A 21,746-nucleotide genomic window follows, 5' to 3' on the forward strand; every position below is an offset into this window, starting at 1 on the left:
CACATGGATATTCAGCTGGAACAGCTTCTGCGGGATCTCGAGGACGAGCGCGTCACGAAGGAGCACGTCAAGCGGATTCTGAACGAGCAGCGAGATCGGAGGCTCCCGGCCGAGACCAGCAGAGCCGGAGAGCAGCCCGAGATCGCGGCCTCGCCGGAACCGGATCTGGTCCGGTGTCTGCCGGTGTGGGAGGAAGTCGGCAGCGCCTCGAACGGCGGGGAGACCGGACACCTGGTGCTCCTTGTCGGCCCGGCGGAAGTGGAACGCGCGCTGCGTGAGCGGGCTCCCGGGATCGACATCCGGCTCCTGCACAGCGAAGCATCCGGAATCGCGGACCGTTACGCAGATCTCGCCACCGAGACGCTGGACACGCTGCGCGTGCTGCTCAACGAGCAGCCGCCGCGCACGCTCGTCCAGCTCGTCTGCCCGCAACAGGGCGAGAACTCCCTGCTGTCGGGCCTTTTCGCCCTGGTCGAGAGCGCGGGTTTGGAGAACCCGAAGATCGTGCCCCAGTTGGTGTCGGTCGACACCTCGGAGTCGGCGGACAGCGCCGCCGCCCATGTCCTGGAGTGCCGTAACCGCAGCAGCGATCGCACCGTACGGGTCCGGGACGGTCGTCGTGAGGTGCAGACATGGCGGGAGATGGCTGGAGCCGGACACGCCCCGCTGCCCTGGCGGGAGGGCGGCACGTACGTCGTCACCGGCGGGCTCGGCGGAGTCGGACTGATCTTCGCCAGGGACCTGCTGCGCTCGGTACAGAGCGCGACCGTTGTCCTGGCCGGGCGTTCGCCGCTCGACGACGACCGGCGGCGGTTGCTGAACGAGCTGCGCGGCCCGCACGCACGCGTGGAGTACGTGCGTGTCGACGTGGCCGATGCCGCGGGGGTCGAGCGGTTCCTGGCGCAGGTGCGGCGTGAGTACGGTGCCATTCACGGCATCATCCACGGCGCTGGCGTCCTGCGGGACGGGTTCGTGCTGCACAAGGACGCCGCGCAACTGCGCGAAGTCCTCGCGCCCAAGGTGGCCGGCACCGTCAACCTCGATGTCGCCAGCGAGGACGAACCGCTGGACTTTTTCGCGGTGTTCTCCTCCACCGCAGCGGTGACTGGTAATGCAGGCCAGTCCGATTACGCGGCGGCCAATGCGTTCATGGATCGTTTCGCGCACCACCGTGACCGTCTGGTCGCTGCGGGCCAGCGGTCCGGCCGCAGTCTGTCGCTGAACTGGCCCCTGTGGGCCGAGGGCGGTATGCCGGTCGGTGCGGAGACCGAGCGGGCGCTGTGGGAGCACGTCGGTATGCGCGCGCTTCGTACCGGTTCCGGTCTCCAGGTCTTCTACGAATCCCTCGACTCGGGGTATTCCCAGGTGATGGCGATCGAGGGTGACGGACAGCGCATCCGCCGGGCTCTGCTCGGGCAGCCGACGGAGGCGTCCGTCGGCGCCTCGTCCGTCGCGCCGGCCGCTGCTGTGGTTGTCGATGGCGATGCGCTGTACGACAAGGTCGTTCTCAAGCTGAGGCAGGAATTCGGCGCCGTCATCGGCCTGGCGTCCGCGCGGATCGACGCGCAGACCCCGCTCCAGAGTTACGGTATCGACTCGCTCGTGGTCACACGGCTGAACCGGAAGCTCGCCGGGATCTTCGCCGATCTCCCCAAATCGCTGCTCTACGAATTCGACTCCCTGGCAGCGCTCGCGGAGTACTTCGTGCGGGAGCACCGGCAGAGGTGTCTGCAGTGGACGGGTTTGGCCGCGGCTCGGCAGTCCGCCCCTGCGTCGCAGCCGGTTGCGGACTCATCGGCAGGTGGGCCGTCGGTCGCCGTGACCGAGCCTGCCCCGGCCCTCAGCTCCACTGCTGAGCCCACCGAGTTCCCGGACAGTGTGGCCGTCATCGGGATGAGCGGGCGGTTCCCGATGGCCAGGAACCTGGGGGAATTCTGGGAGAACCTGGATGCTGGCCGGGACTGCATCACGGAGATTCCCGAGGGCCGCTGGTCGTTGGACGGCTTCTACCACCCCGACCGCGACGAGGCAGTGGCGGCGGGTCTGAGCTACAGCAAATGGGGCGGCTTCCTCGAGGGGTTCGCCGAATTCGACCCCTTGTTCTTCAATATCTCGCCACACGAGGCGATGAGCATGGACCCGCAGGAACGCCTGTTCTTGCAGGAGTCCTGGAATGCGCTTGAGGACGCCGGCTATACCCGGCAGCGCCTGGCCGAGGAACATCGTAGGCGGGTGGGTGTCTTCGCCGGCGTCTCGAAGACGGGTTTCGATCTGTACGGGCCCGATCTGTGGAGACGCAACGAGAAGCTGCACCCCCTGACCTCGTTCGCCTCGGTGGCGAATCGGGTGTCGTATCTCCTCGACCTCAAGGGGCCGAGCGTGCCGGTCGACACGCTCTGCTCGTCTTCGCTGAGCGCCGTGCACGAGGCGGTCCAGCACCTGCTTCGCGGCGAGTGCGACCTGGCCATCGCCGGGGGGGTCAATCTCTATCTGCACCCGTCGAACTACACCCTGATGTCCGGGAAGCGGATGCTGTCCGACGACGGCAGGTGCCGCAGCTTCGGAGCAGGTGGCAGCGGTTTCGTGCCGGGTGAGGGCGTGGCCGCCGTCCTGCTGAAGCGGCTGTCCGATGCCGAGCGCGACAACGACGTCATCCGCGCCGTCATCCGCGGCAGCAGGATCAACCACGGCGGTCGGAGCAACGGTTATACCGTTCCCAACCCGGTAGCGCAGGCCGAGGTGGTGCGCGAGGCCCTCGACCACGCCGGCGTTTCCGCCGCCGACGTGGGCTTCGTCGAAACGCATGGCACCGGTACCGAGCTGGGGGATCCGATCGAGGTCGACGGGCTGGCCCAGGCGTTCGCACCGGATACCGATTCCCGGCAGTACTGCGCCATCGGCTCGGTGAAGAGCAATATCGGTCACCTCGAAGCCGCCGCCGGTATAGCCGGGCTGCTCAAGGTGATCCTGCAGATGCAGCACGGGCACCTTGCGGCGAGCCTGCACGCGCAGGAACCCAACCCCAATATCGACTTCACCAGGACGCCGTTCCGTCTCCAGCGGCAGACCACCGAGTGGACGAGGCCCACGACCATCGATGACGCCGGGGAGACACTGGTAGGGGACCGGATCGCCGGAGTCTCCTCGTTCGGCGCCGGTGGTGCCAATGCTCATGTCGTCGTGTCGGAGTACCGCCCGTCCGGCTCTGCTCCCCTCACCGCTGAAGGCAACGCCCCGTACCTGATCGTGCTCTCGGCGAAGGACACCGAGCGTCTGCGGGAACGAGCCCGCGACCTGCTCGGCTGGCTGCGTCTCCAGGACTCCGTCGAGGTCGATCTCGGCGCCGTGGCCTGCACACTGCAACTCGGCCGTGAGCCGATGGAGGCTCGGCTCGCCTTGACGGTCGGCACACCCGACGAACTCATCAGCAAGCTCGCCGAGTTCGTGGCCGGGGAACAGGACATCGAGGACCTGCACTTCGGCCTCGTCACGGATCACCGAGAGACGCTGGCCGCCCTTGGTACCGACAGCGATATGGCCGCCGCAGTCGAGATGTGGATCGCGAAGGGGAAGTACGACAGGCTGCTTGGGATGTGGGTCAAGGGCCTGGCCGTCGACTGGGGCAAGCTGTACGGGCAGCGACGCCCCCGGATGGTCCCGCTGCCCGGCTATCCCTTCGCCCGCGAGTCCTACTGGGTCGGCGACCTGGCCGCCGAATCCGGCGCCGGTCCCATCAGCGCTGACCGGCTGCACCCGCTGGTCCACACCAACACTTCCACGCTCGACGCCCAGCAGTTCGGCTCGGTTCTCTCCGGTGAGGAATTCTTCCTCGCCGACCATGTCGTCGACGGTCGCAAGGTGTTGCCGGGCGCCGCGTACCTCGAGATGGCCAGGGCGGCGTTGGAGGCTTCGCTGGCCGAGCGTCCACAACGGATGTTGCTGCGCAATGTCGTGTGGGCTCAGCCGCTGACGGTCGCGGAGGAGGCCGCGTACGTACGTACGATGCTGCACGCCGCGCAAGTCGACGGTGCTGGGGAGCCGGGCGAATCCGCTGGCGAGGTAGCCTTCGAGATCTCCAGCGTCGCGGGAGGGACTCCCGACTCCGAGGCCGTCGTGCACAGCAAGGGTGTGATCCGGGGTCTCAAGGACGGCGACGCACCGGCGGCAGTGGACGTGACCGCGCTCCGCGAGGTGTGCGGTGCCACCCGGATCGACGCTGACCAGTGCTATCGCACCTACCAGGCCATGGGGTTGGACTACGGCCCCGCACATCGCGGCATCGACAGCGTCGAGGTCGGCGATGAACAGGCACTGGCACGGCTGCGGCTACCCGCTGCGGCGTCGGCCGATGTTGACGACTACGTGCTGCATCCGAGTCTGCTGGATGCGGCCCTGCAGGCCGCTGTCGGCTTGTTCGGCGGTGAAACAGCGAACCGCGCCGACACCGTGCTGCACCTGCCGTACGCGGTCGACGAAGTGGAAATCCTCGGGCCGTGCGCCCCGCGGATGTGGTCGTGGGTCCGCTACAGCGACGACGACCGGCCGGACAGCGACCTGCGCAAACTGGACATCGACATCCTCGACGACACTGGGACGCCCCGCTGCCGGCTTCGGGGACTCACCTCGCGGGTGTACGACGCGGAAGCGTCCACTGAGCGAATCGGCGGAGACTTACCGCACGCGCGTTCTCCGGCCGCCGCTGAGGACGGTGCGCAGCCGGGTGATACACCGGAGGAGCAGGTCCGCCGGTACCTGGCCGGCGTCCTGTCCTCCGAGCTGGGCATGTCGGTCGAGCGGATCGATGCCGACGGTGCCTTCGAGAACTACGGCATCGACTCGATCATGGCGTTGAATCTGACAAACCTGCTTGAGCGGGTCTTCGGATCGCTGCCCAAAACCCTGTTCTACGAGTACCCGAGCATCAGCGCCCTGGCAGGGTACTTCCTCGAAGGTCATCGCGATCGGTTGACCGAGCTGCTCGCCGTTCGAACTCCGGAGCTCTCGTCCACGCCCCCGAACGGGTCCGCCGCAGGTGGCAGCGCCGCCGCCCGTGGCGGCGCTCCGGCCGTGCGTCCCCATCCGGCCGGAGCGCGGGAGAAGCGTCGAGAACCGGAGGACAGTGGCACCGAGATCGCCATCGTCGGATTGGCGGGCCGCTATCCGCAGGCGCGCGATATCCGGGAATTCTGGGGGAACCTGGCCGAGGGGCGTGACTGCATCACCGAGGTTCCCGCCGACCGCTGGGACCACGGCCGCTACTTCGATCCGGACCGGAACGCCCCCGGCAAGACGTACACCAAATGGGGCGGCTTCCTTGACGACGTCGACCACTTCGATGCTCTGTTCTTCAGTATCGCCCCGCGCGAGGCGGCGTTCATGGACCCGCAGGAGCGACTGTTCCTGGAATGTGTGTACGAGACGCTGGAGGACGCGGGTTACACCCGCGAGACGTTGAGTCACTACTCGGACCGCGGCCTCCCCGGAAACGTCGGCGTTTTCGCCGGCGTGATGTACGGGGAGTACCAGCTCTACGGTGCTCAGGAACAGGCGTTCGGGCACAACATCACCTTGTCCAGCAGCGCGTCGACCATCGCCAACCGGGTGTCCTACGTCTTCGATCTGCACGGCCCGAGCCTGGCCGTCGACACCATGTGCTCGTCGTCGCTCACTGCGCTGCATCTGGCCTGCCAGAGCCTGCGGACCGGCAGCTGCGAACTGGCCATAGCCGGCGGCGTGAACCTGTCGCTGCACCCCAACAAGTACCTCATGCTGGGCAGCGGGCAATACGCATCGAGCACGGGCCGATGCGTCAGCTTCGGCGCGGGCGGTGACGGATACGTCCCGGGTGAGGGTGTCGGTGCGGTCCTGCTCAAGCCGCTCGCCCGGGCACGCGAGGACAACGACATCATCTACGGCGTCATCCGGGGCACGTCGGTCAACCACGGTGGCAGGACCAACGGATACTCCGTTCCTAACCCCGGCGCTCAGCACAACGTCATCGGTCACGCGCTGCGTTCGGCCGGAGTCGATGCCGGTTCGGTGAGCTACGTCGAGGCGCACGGTACCGGCACCGCGCTCGGGGACCCCATCGAAATCGCCGGACTGACCAGGGCATTCCGCGAGCAAACCGACCGCGACCAGTTCTGTGCGATCGGTTCGGTCAAGAGCAACATCGGACATGCCGAGAGCGCGGCGGGCATCGCCGCGCTGACGAAGGTGCTGCTGCAGATGAAGCACGGCGAGATCGTGCCTTCCTTGCACTCCGAGGTGATCAATCCCAACATCGAGTTCGAGGGCAGCCCCTTCCACGTGGCGAGACAGTCCGCGACGTGGAGTCGCCCGACGGGCGCCGACGGCACCGAGATGCCCCGGATCGCCGGCATCTCGTCGTTCGGGGCAGGTGGTTCGAACGCACACGTCATCGTCGAGGAACACATCTCGGCGCGCCGTGCCGCGGACTCCCGCCCTGCCGAGGGCGGTCCTGCCGTAATCGTCCTGTCGGCGCGCACGGCCGACGGGTTGCGCTCCCAGGCCGATCAGCTGCTGCGCTGGACGAGCGGTGGCGAGGGAGCGGAAACAGAGCCGGCGGATATCGCCTACACGCTCCAGATGGGCCGGGAGGCGCACGAGGAACGCCTTGGATTCATCGCAGCCACGATCGGTGAACTCACCGTGAAGCTGCGAGCATTCCTGGACGGCGAGGCCGAGGGCGCTGGACTGTACCGGGGGCGGGTGGAACGCCAGCAGGGCAGCCTGGCCGTCTTCACCGCCGATGTCGACCAGACGCGCGTCCTGGAGGCGGCGATCGCGCAGCGCTCCTACGGCGAGCTGTTGCGGCTGTGGACCACTGGTCTCGTGGTGGATTGGACGAAGCTGCACACCGACGCCGCGCCGCGTCGCGTATCGATGCCGACCTACCCTTTCCAAGGCGAAAGCTACTGGTTCGGCAGTGGTGCGGCCACCGGACAGGGCCTGTCGACGGGCCCGGCACAGTTGCACCCGTTACTGCACGTCAACACCTCCACCCTCGCGGTGCAGCGTTTCACCTCGGTCTACACCGGTGAGGAATTCTTCCTGCGGGATCACCGGGTCAGAGGACAGCGTGTGCTGTCCGGCGCCGCCTGCCTGGAGCTGGCGCGGGCCGCGGTTGCCGCCTCACTCGACGAGCCGCGCAACGTCTCGAGCATTCGCCACGTCGTCTGGACGCGGCCGGTCACCGTGCAGGAGCAAGGTCTGACCGTCCAGGTGCGACTGTGGGCCGCGGCGGACGATGAGGTCGGGTTCGCGATCCTGAGCCCGGGCGACTCATCCGAAGGGACCGCCGAGGTGGTCCACAGCGAGGGGCTCGTGCGCGTGACGCCGCCCTCGAACGCCGAGACCCGACTCGACCTGTCGCGGCTGCGGGACGAATGCCGAGAGGCAGGTCCCGAGGCCGACGAGTTCTACGCGGCCTGCGAGGCACGGGGAATCGTGTACGGCCCGGCCCACCGCGGTGTCCAACGCCTGTGGACGGGGACGGGACAAGTCCTGGCCCGGATCGCGTTGCCCACGGATGTGCGGGACACGCTGGATGATTACGGTTTGCACCCCTCGCTGGTCGACTCCGCTCTGCAAGTCTGTGCGGGCCTACCGTCCGCGGCGGACGGCGAAGAATCGCTACTGCTGCCTTTCGCAGTCGACGAGGTCGAGATCTTCGGTCACTGCTCACCGGTGGGGTGGGTCTGGGTGCGCGAAAGCGACGGCCGGGTCGACGAGGCGCTGCGCCGCGTCGACATCGACCTATGTGACGACGATGGACGGGTGTTTCTGCGGCTAACGGGCGTCGCGCTGCGCGCCCACACGGATCCGGCCACCACTCCCGCGCTGTTCGCCACCCCGTGCTGGGTGACCGAGGAGCAGGAGTCAGTCACCGACCCGACCTCTGAGGGGCTGGTGCTGGTCGCGGAGCTCCCCGAAGTCGCCACAGCACTCGAGACGCGGGACGACGCACGAGTGGTCCGGCTGGAATCGAGCGCTACAGACCCCGGCGACCGTTACACCGGTTACGCGCTGCGTGTCTTGGCCGAGGTCAAAAGCCTGCTGGGCGAGGCCGCACAGCACCCGGTCCGGGTTCAGCTGATCGCTTCGGCAGTCGAGCCGTCGTTGCCGACGGGACTGGCCGCTGTCCTGAAATCGGCGGGACTGGAGAATCCGCGGCTGCTCGGCCAAACGGTGCTGGTGGACTCCGGTGACGATCCGGAGCGCGCCGCGTCCCAGGTGACGGCCGAGCGCGCAGCGCTCGCGGACGCCTGTGTGCGGTACCGCCGCGGCAGTCGGGAGGTCCTGAAGTGGCGGGCGGAGGACGGTCACCGCACGCCGGGATCTACGCCCTGGAAAGACGGTGGCGTGTACCTGATCACCGGTGGCGCAGGTGGACTCGGCACCGTCTTCGCCCAGGACATCGCGCGGCGAGCTCGTACCTCTCGGATCGTGATCGCCGGCCGGTCGCCTCACGACGCGCACAAGGAGGCGCTGCTGGAGCAACTGCGGCGGCACGGTGCGGAGACGGTCTACGTGCAAGCCGATGTGGCGGTAAGAGACGAAGCCGTCGCGCTGGTCGGTGAGGCCGTCCAGCGGTACGGACGGATCGACGGGATCCTGCACGCCGCCGGATTCGTTGCGGACGCGTTCGTCGTACGGAAGGACGCCGACGAGTTCTCCCGGGTGCTGGCGCCGAAGGTCGCCGGACTGGTGCACCTGGACGAGGCCACACACGATGCCGACCTAGACTTCCTGGTCGCTTTCTCGTCGGTCGCAGGAGCCCTGGGAAATGTCGGACAGGCCGACTACGCGGCCGCGAACGCGTTCATGGACGCCTTCGCGGCTCACCGCAACGCGCTGGTGGCCCGAGGCGAGCGCCAGGGCAGGACCGTGTCTGTCGGCTGGCCCCTGTGGGCCGACGGCGGCATGCACGTCGATGCGTCGACGGAGCGGTCGCTGCACGAACGTTTCGGTCTCGTGTCGATGTCGGGTGAGGCCGGCGTGGACGCCTTCACCCGGGCTCTTGCCGGGCAAGCCGACCAGGTGATGGTGCTGGCGGGCGATCGCGTGAAGATCTCGCAGACTCTCCTTTCCGGGCTCCTCGTGGACGGTCCCGCGCCCCGGTCGGCCCCTGCACGGCAGGTCGTGGACGGGAGCCTGTCGGAGGCGAAGGTGGCAGAGCCCCTCGGCGGTCCGGATGAGATTGCCGCCCAGCAGGCCGAGGCCTACTTCAAGAGGCTCCTGGCATCGGCCATCGACCTGCCCGCCGCCAGGATCGATCCCGAGGTGTCGCTGGAGGACTACGGCGTCGACTCCGTCATGACCATGGAGATGACCCGCACCCTTGAGGAAGTCTTCGGTTCGCTGCCGAAGACACTGTTCTTCGAGCATCGGACCATCACGGACCTGACCCGCCACTTTCTCGATAGTTATCCGGATCAGCTCCGGGAACTCCTGCCCGCAGCGGGTGTGGACCGGCAGACATCCGCAGCCCCGCAGGACGGCCACGAGCAGACCGCACCGGAAGCGGGACGGAGTTGGCCCGTAGCCTCGGCTGCCCCGGCGGAGAGCACAGCCGACTCGCCCTCGGGAACCGAAAACGGCGATATCGCGATCATCGGGTTGGCGGGCCGCTATCCACAGGCCCGCGACGTGCGGGAGTTTTGGCAGAACCTCGCTGCCGGCAAGGACTGCGTCACCGAGATCCCACATGACCGCTGGGACGGCGAGCGCTTCTTCGATCCGGACAAGGAGGCCGCGGGGAAGTCCTACACCAAATGGGGTGGATTCCTCGACGGCGCCTACGAGTTCGACCCGCAGTTCTTCAACATCTCCCCGCGAGAGGCGGAGATAATGGACCCGCAGGAACGGCTGTTCCTGCAGTGCGTGCACGATACCCTGGAGGACGCCGGATACGTCCGGGACACCGGTAAGGACCGTACGGGGAACATGCTCGACGGCCGGGTCGGTGTCTTCGCCGGTGTGATGTATCAGGAATATCAGCTCTTCGGTGCCCGGACCGACGATGCCCGAGCGACGCCGGTCGTGCCGGGCAGCTCCGCGTCCATCGCCAACCGTGTGTCGCACGTGTTCAATCTCCGGGGCCCGAGCATGAGTGTCGACACGATGTGCTCGTCGTCGCTCATGGCCGTGCATCTGGCCTGTCGTAGCCTGAAATGGGGCGACTGCGACACCGCGATTGCCGGTGGAGTGAATCTTTCACTGCACCCGAACAAGTATCTGGTGCTGAGTCAGGGCAGGCTCGCGTCGAGCAACGGTCACTGCGCGAGTTTCGGTGCCGACGGGGACGGCTACGTCCCGGGGGAGGGCGTGGGCGCGGTCCTGCTCAAGCCGCTGGCGAGAGCGATCGCCGACGGCGACCGGATCTACGGAGTGGTCAAGGGCACGGCTGCCAACCATCGGGGCAGGAGCAACGGCTACTCGGTGCCGGAACCGCAGGGGCAGGCCGACGCCATCGGTGAGGCCCTGCGGCACGCGGGTGTGGACGCGCGGACCGTGAGCTACATCGAGGCCAACAGCACCGGCACGGTTTTGGGTGACCCGATCGAGATCGCCGGACTGTGCAAGGCATTCGGCCCCCATACCGACGAGCGGGGATTCTGCGCGATCGGCTCGGTGAAGAGCAACATCGGCCACGCCGAGAGCGCGGCGGGCATAGCCGGCATCACCAAGGTCCTGCTCCAGCTGCAGCACGGTCAGCTGGCTCCGTCGCTTCACGCCGCCACGTCCAACCCGCACATCGAGTTCGAGCAGACCCCCTTCGTGCTGCAACGGGAGCTTTCCGAGTGGCCTCGCGCCGTACCGGCGGAAGGTGCGGGCAGCGCGCTGCCGCGCGTGGCGGGCGTATCGGCGTTCGGCGCCGCAGGTTCCAATGTGCACGTCGTGATAGGGGAGTACATCCCCGAGGGGGACGCCGCGCGCCCGTCGACCGGACCGCGTGCCGTGATACCGCTGTCGGCCCGCACGAGCGAGCAGCTCCGGGCACGAGCCGAGCGACTGGTGCGGTGGCTGGACCACCCCGAGAACTCAGAAATCGCCCTCGCCGACGTGGCCTACACACTGCAGGTCGGCCGCGAGGCACGGGAGGAACGCGTCGGTGTCCTCGCCACTTCCGTGTCCGATCTGATCGAGAAGTTGCGTCAGTTCTCGGCGGGCGAGTTCGACACCGGTGAGATTGTCCGCGGTTCGGTCACTCGTGACGTCCCGGCGCTGACGTTGTTCGCGCCGGATTCCGACCTCGACGCGATGATCGCGGCGTGGGCCGGCAAGGGTAAGTACGAGAGGCTGCTTGAGCTGTGGGTCAACGGCGTGCTCGTGAATTGGCGGCTCCTTTACCGAACCGCCACTCCGCGGCGGGTGGCGTTGCCGACCTACCCGTTCGCGGCCGAACGGTACTTCGCATTCGACGACGAGGCCGTTGCCGCACCGGGTCCGCACGAGCGGCCGACTTCGTTGCACCCCCTGGTGCAGGTCAACACCTCAGATTTCACCGAGCAGCGTTTCAGCTCCGTGCTGAGCGGGCGGGAGCACTTCCTGGACGACTGCGCCGGACAGATCGTGCCCAGCGCGGCTTTCCTGGAGATGGCCGTGGCCGCGAGTTGTCTGAGCTGCCGGACCACCATCGAGCCCGCCGAGCCGGTCGTGCTGCGCGATGTCGTGCTCACGCAGCCGCTTCGTGTGGCGGACGGACCACGCGAAGTTCATATCGGTCTGCGTCCGGAGGACGACAGCGACATCCGGTTCCAGATCAGCAGCACACCCCCGGGAGCGGAGAGCGACGTCGACGCAGCCGTGCACGGCGGGGGCTTCCTTTACTTCGCCGAAGGCACCGAGAGTACCGAAAAGACGGTACTCGACCTGCTCGCCCTACAGGATTCCTGCGAGCGCGACAGAGGCGGGCACGGGCCCGGACATCGCACTGTCCGGCACATCTGGACCCGCCCGCGGCACGCGCTACTCCAGCTGGAGCTGCCCGAGCGCGATATCGAGGGCGGTGTCGTGTTGCATCCGAACCTGCTCGACGCCGCGGTGCGGGCGTGTTCCGATATCGTTGGACGCCTGAACGGCCGGGGCAGCACCGACGGCGGTGGTGGACTCGTTGGGGTTCGCGCCATCGAGGAGGTACTCGTTCTCGACGCCTGCACGAGCTCGATGTGGGCGTGGGTCCGGCCCAGCTCAGAGCAGGCCGACGATTCGGCGTTCAGCGGGTTCGACATCGACCTGGCCGACGAGCACGGCCGGGTCCGGATCCGGATCGGCGGACTCACGTTCGATCGGGCGCCTTCCGAGCGTGACGATTCCGAATCGACGAGGTCCGATCCGCCGAGCGACGACACGACCTCCGGTACGAGGCCGGAGCTGTGCAGCGAGCGAGTGGCACTGCTGCATCCGCAGTGGCACGCGCGGCCCGCACCGAGCCGGTCCTCGGGCCCGGCCGCCGCGCGGCCCACCGTGCTGCTGGCCGGACTGCCCGAGGTCGCGGACCTGCTTCGGGACGAAGACAGCGATGTAGTCGTCCTGACCACCGAGGAGAAGACCCCAGACCGTCGGTACACCGCCTACGGTCTCCAGATCCTGCAGCACCTGCGCTCCGGCGCTGTCGACCGCGGTTATGTCCAGCTGGTGCTCCCCGGCACTTCGGACGCGGCGCTGCTGTCCGGACTCGCGGCCGTGCTCATGACGGCCGAGCTCGAAAATCTCACTTTCACCGGGCAAGTCGTCATTCTGGATAGGACCGACACCGCTGAACGGGCTGTGGAGCGGATCCGGGAGAACCGAAGGTGCGTTGAGGACACCCTTGTGCGCTATGCCGACGGCCGTCGTGAGGTGCGGGCCTGGTCCGAGCGCGACACCACTGCTGCCACGGGCACGCTGCCGTGGAAGGAGAACGGAGTCTACCTCGTCACGGGCGAATCGGGTTCGCTCGGCAGCGTCATCGCCCAGGAGATCGCCGTACAGGCAGGCAACGCGACTGTTGTCCTCGTCGGCCGGGCTTCGCCGAGCGTCGAGCACAATGGGGTGTCGCGGGAGCCGTCGGCCGTCGGCGCAGTGCACTGCGAACAAGCCGATATCGCCAGCCCTGCCGAAGTCGATGCGCTGGTGGCGCGCACGCTCGACCGATTCGGTCGGATCGACGGAGTCGTGCACAGCGCCGGAATCACACGTGACGCTCCCATCGCCGACAAGGCGGCCCGGGAGTTCCTGGACGTTCTGGCTCCGAAGGTCGCGGGTGTGGTGAACCTGGACACCGCGACCCGGTCACTTCCGCTGGACTTCTTCGTGACCTTCTCGTCCACCTCAGCGGTGAACGACAACATCGGGCGGGGCGGTGCCGCGGCCGATGCCTTTCTGTACGCCTATGCGCAGTACCGCCAGGAACTCGTCGCCCGCGGTGAGCGCTCCGGCCACAGCCAGTCGGTCGACTGGCCGCCGGGAGAAGTCGGGACCGAGGCCCTCTACCGGATTCTGCACTCCGAGCACCACCAGCTGCGGGTGTGGGCGCCGAGCCGTGCCCGGGACGAATCGGACGCCTTGTTCCTGACACAGCAGAAGTTTCCTGTTTTCTCCACCGCTGGGACGGATTCGTGACGTACTACGACAACGAGGCACTCGTGCAGAAGGCGACCGAGTTCCTGGAGGGGCTCCTCGCCGAGATCACCAAGCTTCCCCGTGCGCGGGTCGATGCTCGGGCGGGTTTCGAAAGCTTTGGCATCGACTCGGTCATGGCGATGACCATGACCACGCGGATGGAAGCGGTGTTCGGCACGCTGCCCAAAACCCTGTTTTTCGAGTTCGACACACCTCATGAGCTGGCCCGGCACCTTGCAACCACCCGCCAGTCCGAGGTGTCGAGTTTGTTCGAGGAAGTCGTCGAGGACACCGGCGCCCCGGTCGACGGCGTACCGGTCGACGGCGCACCGGCGTCGCGTCCGGATGCACGGCCCACGAGTGCCCTACGACGCAAACCCCTGGCGTCGACCAGGTGGTCGGCGCAGAAGACCGCGCAGCGGTCGGTTCCGGCACCCGGAGACCGGGCCGTCGGCCAGGAGCGGCAAGGCGTGGACATCGCGATCATCGGGCTCGCCGGGCGTTACCCCGAGGCCCGTACCGTCGACGAGTTCTGGGCGAATCTGGCTGCGGGGCGCGACAGCGTCACCGAGATACCGGCCGAGCGGTGGGATCAGGCAGTGTACTTCGACCCGGACCCGGACGCGCCCGGTAAGACCTACAGTCGGTGGGGCGGATTCGTGGACGGTGTCGACGAGTTTGATCCGCTGCTGTTCAACATCTCGCCGGCCGATGCGGAGCGGATGGACCCGCAGGAGCGGTTGTTCCTGCAATGCGTCCACGAGACCGTCGAAGACGCGGGCTACACCTCGGCCCGGCTGAACGCGCCGTCAGACTCCGGCCACCCACACGCCGTAGGCGTCTACGTCGGCGTCATGTACTCGGAATACCAGCTGTACGGAGCCCAGGAGCAGGTCCTCGGGAACCCGGTGGCTCTGCCGGGCAACATCTCGGCCGTCGCGAACCGAGTCTCGCACTGTTTCGACTTCCGTGGCCCGAGCATGGGAGTCGACACCATGTGCTCCTCGTCGCTCACGGCTGTCCAGCTGGCCTGTCAGGCCATCCGCTCGGGGGGTTGCGACCTGGCGGTCGCCGGTGGGGTGAACGTGTCGGTGCACCCCAACAAGTATCTGCTCCTCGGCGAGAGCCGGTTCGTTTCCAGCACCGGCCGGTGCGAGAGCTTCGGCAAGGGGGGTGACGGATACGTCCCTGGCGAAGGCGTGGGGGCTGTGCTGCTGAAGCCTCTGGAGCGGGCCGTACAGGATCGCGACTACATTCACGGGGTCATCCGGGGCGTTGCCATCAATCACGGTGGCCGGACGAACGGCTACTCGGTCCCCAGCCCGGCCGCCCAGGCGAGCGCGATCACCGAGGCCTGGCGACAGGGCGGGATCGACCCGCGCTCGATCGGCTACATCGAAGCGCACGGCACCGGCACCGCGCTCGGGGACCCCATCGAGGTCGCCGGGCTCACCCGGGCCTTCCGGGAGCACACCGGCGACGAGGGGTTCTGCGCGATCGGCTCGGTCAAGAGCAACATCGGACACGCCGAGAGCGCCGCCGGCATGTCCGGGCTCACCAAGGTGCTGCTCCAGATGCGGCACGGCAAGCTCGCTCCCTCGCTGCATTCCACAGAACTGAACCCGAACCTCGACCTGGACGGCACACCCTTTACCGTCCAGCAGACGCTCGCCGACTGGCCGCAGCCGTACGTGGCCGTCGACGGCGTGTCGCGCGAGTCGCCCCGGATCGCGGGAATCTCCTCCTTCGGGGCGGGTGGTGCCAACGCGCATCTCGTCGTCGAGGAGTTCCGGCCGGACCCGGATGGCGCTTCGGACCTCGCCCCCGCCTCCGGCGCTCCCGTCCCGGTCGTCTTGTCGGCCCGCACCGCCGAACAGCTGCGACAGAAGGCCGCGCAACTGGCGGACTGGATCGAGCAGAAGAACCTGTCGACCGGTGACCTGCCCGCGCTCGCTCACACCCTCCAAGTAGGGCGCGAGGCGATGCGCGAGCGACTCGGTGTCGTGGTGGACGCTATGCCAGACCTGCTCGCCCGACTCCGGGACTTCGGTGTCCGAAACGCGGCCGAAGGACTGGTCCGTGGCCGAGCAGGCGATGACACCGCGTCGCGCTCGGCCGCTGACGTTTCCGACGCGCTCGCGCGGCGGGACCTCGCGACACTGTTGCGATCGTGGGTCGAGGGCAACGCCGTCGACTGGCAGGCACTGCACGGGGGCCAGCCATCGGCTCGTATCGCCCTGCCGACCTACCCGTTCGCTCGGACTCGGTACTGGATCGACACCACGCGCACAGCCGCAGCCCTCTCCGGCGGGGCGGCAGCGCGATCGGAGGCCGCAGTGACCGAGGAGACCGACGGGGATCCGGCTGCTCTGCTCTTCACAGAGTCCTGGGAGCCACAGGATCTGCAGGCGATCCGCCGGGCCGATGTGCCGCGCACCCTTGTCTGCTTGTGCACCGACTCGGTGGATCGTGCCGAGCTGGCCCGTATCGCGCACGAACTCGACCCCGCCGTCACGCTGCTGTTCGTCACCCGTGGACCGGGGTTCGCCGCAGTGTCCGGCAACTGCTACGAAGTCGATGATCGCACCCCGGACGACTTGGTCCGTGTCTTCGAAGACATCCTGTCGCGGTATGGCGCGGTCGACGGCGTGTTGAACCTGTGGTTCCTCGACGGCGCGGCGGCACCTGACTCCTACACCGCCACCGTGCACCTCCTGCAGGCGATCGCCGTATCGGGGTTGCCGGTGGAGCGCGTGCTGCAGGCTGGAGAATTCTGCGATGGCGTCGAGCGGGCGTACCTGGAGTCGTGGCTCGGGTTCGAACGCTCCATCGGCAGCGTGCTCCCCGGCGTGCGGTTCGTTGCGGTCCTTCAGGAGGTCCGGGACACGAGCGACGGGACAGCCCACGGCATGTGGTTCGAACGCCTGTGGAACGAGTTGTCTGCCGAGACGTCGATCAGTGCGCTGTACCGGGATGGTGCCCGGCATGTCAGTCGGGTTCAGCCGAGTACGTCCGGTACCAGCCGGGACCTGCTCAGGCCGGGCGGCACGTACCTCGTCACGGGTGGCATGGGGGGCTTGGGTTTGTCGCTCGCCGAGCATCTGGCTGAGAACCGCTCGGCGCGCTTGGTGCTGACCGGACGCTCCCCCCTCGACGCGACCAAGAGTCGCCACATTGCGCGAATCGAGTCCCTGGGCGGTGAGGTCCTGTACCGGCAGGCCGACAGTGCCGATCGGCAGGCCATGCGGGAGGTGGTGGCCTCAGCCCACGAGCGGTTCGGCCCGATCCACGGGATCGTGCATGCCGCCGGTGTCGCCGCGCACAGCTCGCTGCTCGCCGACGACGCCCGATCCTTCCGGGACCTGCTCTCCGCGAAGGTGGACGGCACGCTCGCGCTCGACGACGTTTTGACCGCGGAACCCCTCGACTTCGTCTGCTACTTCTCCTCGACCTCGGCCGTCCTCGGCGACTTCGGCAACTGCGCCTACTCGGTGGCCAATCGCTTCCAAACTTCCTATGCCCGGCACCGTGACCAGCAGGTAAGGAAGGGAAACCTGTCCGGTGCGACGGTGGCGATCAATTGGCCCCTGTGGAGCGGTGGCGGCATGGGATTCGACGATGCGCAGGGCGCCGAGGTGTATCTGTCCACCAGCGGGCTGCGCCTTCTCGGGGAAGCCGAGGGCCTCGCGCTGTTCGAACGTCTCCTCGGACGGGCAACCACACAGCAGATCGTCATGGCAGGCGATCCGGCACGAGTACGACGCATGCTCGGCGTGGATCCGGATCCGACCGCCCCACGACGCGAGGTCCTCCCCGCTACACCTGCCACAACCCGCGCCACACGTTCTGCGGATGTCCCCGCCGAGGAATCAGACCTCGAAGCTTTGGTCCTCTCGGACCTCGAAACAGCGATCGCCGAATTGTCGCGGATACCTCATGAGCAAGTTTACGCCGACGAGAATTTCTTCGAACTCGGGTTTGACTCGGTCAGCCTGGCTAAGCTGGCCAAGACCCTGGGCGAAGATTTCGCGATCGAGGTGTTGCCCTCGGTCTTCTTCTCCTATCCCACCCCGCAGAAACTGGTGACGCATCTGGTCGCGGAGCATCGGGAGCTGCTGGACCGACATTACGCTTCGACCGCGGCCGATGTTCCGGCAGCTGGCGCTGCCGCGGGTACGCAGGTCGGTGGCGTCGCGGCGGAGGACTGCTCCGGTCCGGCTCCGCAGTCGATGTCGGGTACTGATCCCGAACCGATCGCCGTCATCGGTATGAGCGGGCGCTTTCCGGCCGCCCGGTCCGTAGACGAATTCTGGCGGATTCTCCTGGAGGGCAGGGATGTACTGTCATCCGTCCCGGCGGACCGCCGCGCTGATTGGGATGAACTGGACGCTGAACAACGGGAGCAGGTCCGCTGCGGGTTCCTCCCGGGAATCGCCGAATTCGACGCCGCGTTCTTCGAGATCTCGCCGCGCGAGGCCCAGACCATGGATCCGCGCCAGCGCCTGCTGCTGCAGGAAGCCTGGCGTGCCCTGGAGGACGCGGGATACGGCGACCGGCGGCTGCGCGCCGGGGCTATCGGCATGTTCGTCGGTGCCGAACAGGGCGACTACTCCGACCTGACCCAGGGGCAGAGCACCATCACCTCCCAGCACGAGGCGATCATGGCCTCGCGGCTGGCCTACCTACTGGACTTCTCCGGACCTGTGCTGACCGTCAACACCGCCTGTTCCTCAGCACTGACAGCTGCCCACCAGGCGTGCACGAGCCTGCGTGGTGGCGAGTGCGAGACCGCGATCGTCGCCGGCGCCAATGTGGCGAGCACCGCGCGTGGCTACACCGAGATGAGCAAGGCCGGAATGCTCTCCGACAGTGGTGTCTGCCAGGCCTTCGATCAGCGGGCCGACGGCCTGGTCCTCGGTGAGGCCGTCGCCGTCGTAGTACTCAAACGCCTCTCTCGGGCGGAAGCCGACGGAGATCGCGTCCTCGGTGTGATTCGCGGCAGCGGCATGAATTACGACGGTCGGACCAATAGCATCACCGCGCCGAGCGGAACAGCTCAGACGCAGCTTTACCAGCAGGTCTACGAGCGCCACGGCATCGATCCCGAATGTATCGAGCACATCGTGGCGCACGGTACAGGAACCCGGCTCGGCGACCCGGTCGAAGTGAACGCCCTGAACGAGGCGTACCGCGAACGCACGAACAAGATCGGATTCTGTGCGCTGACCTCCACAAAGACCAATGTCGGTCACACACTCGCGGCCTCCGGCCTTGTCGGGATGATCTCCCTGATCCAATCACTGCGGCACGGCGTCATCCCGGCGAGTCTGCACTGCGAGCAGGACAGCGACTACATCGCCTGGAAGGACAGTCCTTTCTACGTCAACAAGGCGGCCGCGCAGTGGCAGACCGGGCCCACCGGAACGAGGCTGGGTGCGGTGAGTTCCTTCGGTATGAGCGGGACCAATGTCCATATGGTGGTGGAGAGTTACCCGGAGTCCACCCGCAGTGCCCCGCTCGCCGGACCCCCGGCTCGTCTGCTGCTGTTGTCCGCTAAGACCCCTGAGGCTTTACACCGGCAGACCCAGGAGCTGCGCTCGGCTCTTGCCGGCGGGGAGCTCGATGCCCGACGGCTGAACGACACGGCGTACACCTTGCTCAACGGCAGGCAGCACCTCGCCCACCGTTGCGCGGTCGTTGTCGGCGGTGCCGAGGACACCCTGGATGCGCTGTCCGCGGCCGAGAGCGGTCTGGAACATCCCATGGTCAGACGTGGCGAGGTAGCACGCGACCGAGATCGTTCGTTGTTGGAGGTTCAGTCGCGGGCGCTCCTGGACGAGCTTCGGGGCCCTGACGTCTCGGCGGAGCGGTACCGGGAGGTGTGCTGCAGCCTGGCCGATCTCTACTGCCAGGGTGCCGTGCCGGACTGGCCGGCACTGTTCGAAGGTGACCGGCCGCGGTTCGTCTCGTTGCCCGGCTACCCGTTCGCGCGCTCACAGCACTGGGCCACGGACGGGCGTCCTGCGCCTACCCGGACGAGCACGCAGGAGGTCCTACCGGGACCGAAAGCGACCACCCAGCAGGACGCGCTCCCGGTGTCCACCGAGCCGACCGCACCGTGTGACGTTCCCCCGAAAAAGCACCAGATCCTGCTCCAAGACCCGGACGCGGCGAGAATCGCGCCGACCGTTCCTGTCGGCAAGCCGCAGAATGTCGTACTGACAGACCTGCACGGTACTGCCGAGCGGGAGGTCGTCGCGGGGTCCGCTGCGTCGGCTCCTGTTGGGCGGGGGGTTGTGGGGTCGGGGTGGTCTTTGAGTGGGTTGCGTGAGGAGTTGCGGTCTGGTCTTGCGGCGGCGTTGTTTTTGTCGGAGAGCGAGGTCGATCCGTACCGGAATTTTGTGGAGTTGGGGTTGGATTCCATTGTGGGGGTCGAGTGGGTGAAGTCGATCAATAAGCAGTATGGGACGTCGTTGACGGCGACGCGGTTGTATGATTATCCGTCGGTTGCTGAGTTGGCTGCGTTTTTGGAGTCGTTGGTTTCGGGTGGGGAGGTTGGTTCGTCCGGGCGGGATGTGGGTGGTGTTGGGTCCGGTGTTGTTTCTGAGGGTGGTTCTTCCGGGGTGCGCGACGGTGTTGAGCGGGAGATCGTGGAGCCGGGGCGCTCCGGGGAGGTCGCTTCGCGGGAACCGGAACCGAGTGCGATTCGGCCCGATATTCCGTACGAAGCGATCGAAGGTCCGGCAACGGCCACGGTCAGGGCCAGCCTTCCACGCGAGGACGCTCCGCCTACCGCGCCTCCCGGTGAACGTGCTGCTGTCATCGGAATGTCCGGGCGCTATCCGGGCGCGGAGAACCTCCGCCAGTACTGGACCAACCTTCGTGACGGTCGTGACTGCGTGCGGGAGGTACCTGCCGACCGGTGGGATATCACGCGCTACTACGACGCCCGCCCCGGGCAGAAAGGCAAGACGTATTGCAGATCCATGGGCTACTTGGAGGACGCGGACTGCTTCGATCCCTTGTTCTTCAATATCTCGCCGGCCGAGGCGGAAGGTATGGATCCACAGCACCGCCTGTTCCTTCAGGAGGCGTATCGGGCCTTCGAGGACGCTGGTTACGATCCGCGGTCGCTGAGCCGGATGAAATGCGGTGTCTATCTGGGCGTCAGCGGTAATGAGTACAGCTTTCTGATATTCGAGTCCGGTGACGATGGGGACGTCGTCGGGACGAGCAACAGTAACGCCATCGCCGCCGCACGCATCGCCTATTTCCTCAACCTCAAAGGCCCGGCGATAGCCGTCGACACCGCCTGTTCGTCCTCCCTGGTCGCGCTGAACCTCGCTCAGCAAGCGCTGGCCAGTGGCGAGATCGATGTCGCCTTGGTCGGAGGTGTCTCGCTCTACCTGCTGGCGAGCTCCTACGTCAGGATGGCGGGAGCGAACATGCTTTCCGCGCAGGGACAGTGCCGATCATTCGACAAGGGAGCCGACGGTTTCGTACCCAGTGAAGGTGTCGGTGCCCTGGTGCTGAAACGACTGTCCGACGCCGAGGTCGATCACGATCACATCCACGGAGTGCTGCTGGCGTCGGGGACCAACCAAGACGGGAAGACCAACGGCATCACCGCTCCCAGCGCCAACAGTCAGATCGACCTGGTTCGCACGGTCTACGACCGGCACGACATCGACGCGGCGTCCATCGGCTATGTCGAGATGCACGGCACGGGAACGACACTGGGTGACGCGATCGAACTCGATGCGCTGGGCACCGTCTACCGTGAGCGCGGAGTCACCGCCGGGTCCTGCGCCATAGGCTCGGTGAAGAGCAACATCGGACACGCTTCCGCGGCTGCCGGCATCGCCGGGGTCCACAAGGCGCTTCTCGGCATGCGCCAAGGACTGCTCGTGCCGTCTCTGCACTACGAGACCCCCAATGAGCTGTTGGAAACCGATCATTGTCCGTTCTACGTCAACACGGACCTCGACTTCTGGAAGGCGAGGGGAGACCACGACCTCAGGCGGGCCGCAGTGAGTTCATTCGGCTTCAGCGGGACGAACGCCCACGTGGTTTTGGAGGAGTATCGCCATGCGTGACAATGCCTTCGCCGGTCCGCT

Annotated in this window: 2 protein-coding genes; both read left to right on the forward strand. The window is 67.1% G+C overall.

The genetic code is table 11. The features are described from left to right. Positions 1–3 precede the first annotated feature (3 nt). Positions 4–13,629 carry an SDR family NAD(P)-dependent oxidoreductase gene (locus tag ACOQFL_RS16070; protein WP_435544990.1) on the forward strand — a complete coding sequence of 4,542 codons (13,626 nt, stop codon included), beginning with the start codon at positions 4–6 and terminating at the stop codon, positions 13,627–13,629. Beyond that, positions 13,626–21,725, forward strand: a complete 8,100-nt coding sequence (locus tag ACOQFL_RS16075) for an SDR family NAD(P)-dependent oxidoreductase (RefSeq protein WP_435544991.1) — start codon at positions 13,626–13,628, stop codon at positions 21,723–21,725. Before ACOQFL_RS16070 ends, ACOQFL_RS16075 begins: the two co-directional genes overlap by 4 nt. Positions 21,726–21,746 lie beyond the last annotated feature (21 nt).

The organism is Actinopolyspora sabaoui (assembly GCF_051225635.1).
Classification (GTDB): Bacteria; Actinomycetota; Actinomycetes; order Mycobacteriales; family Pseudonocardiaceae; genus Actinopolyspora.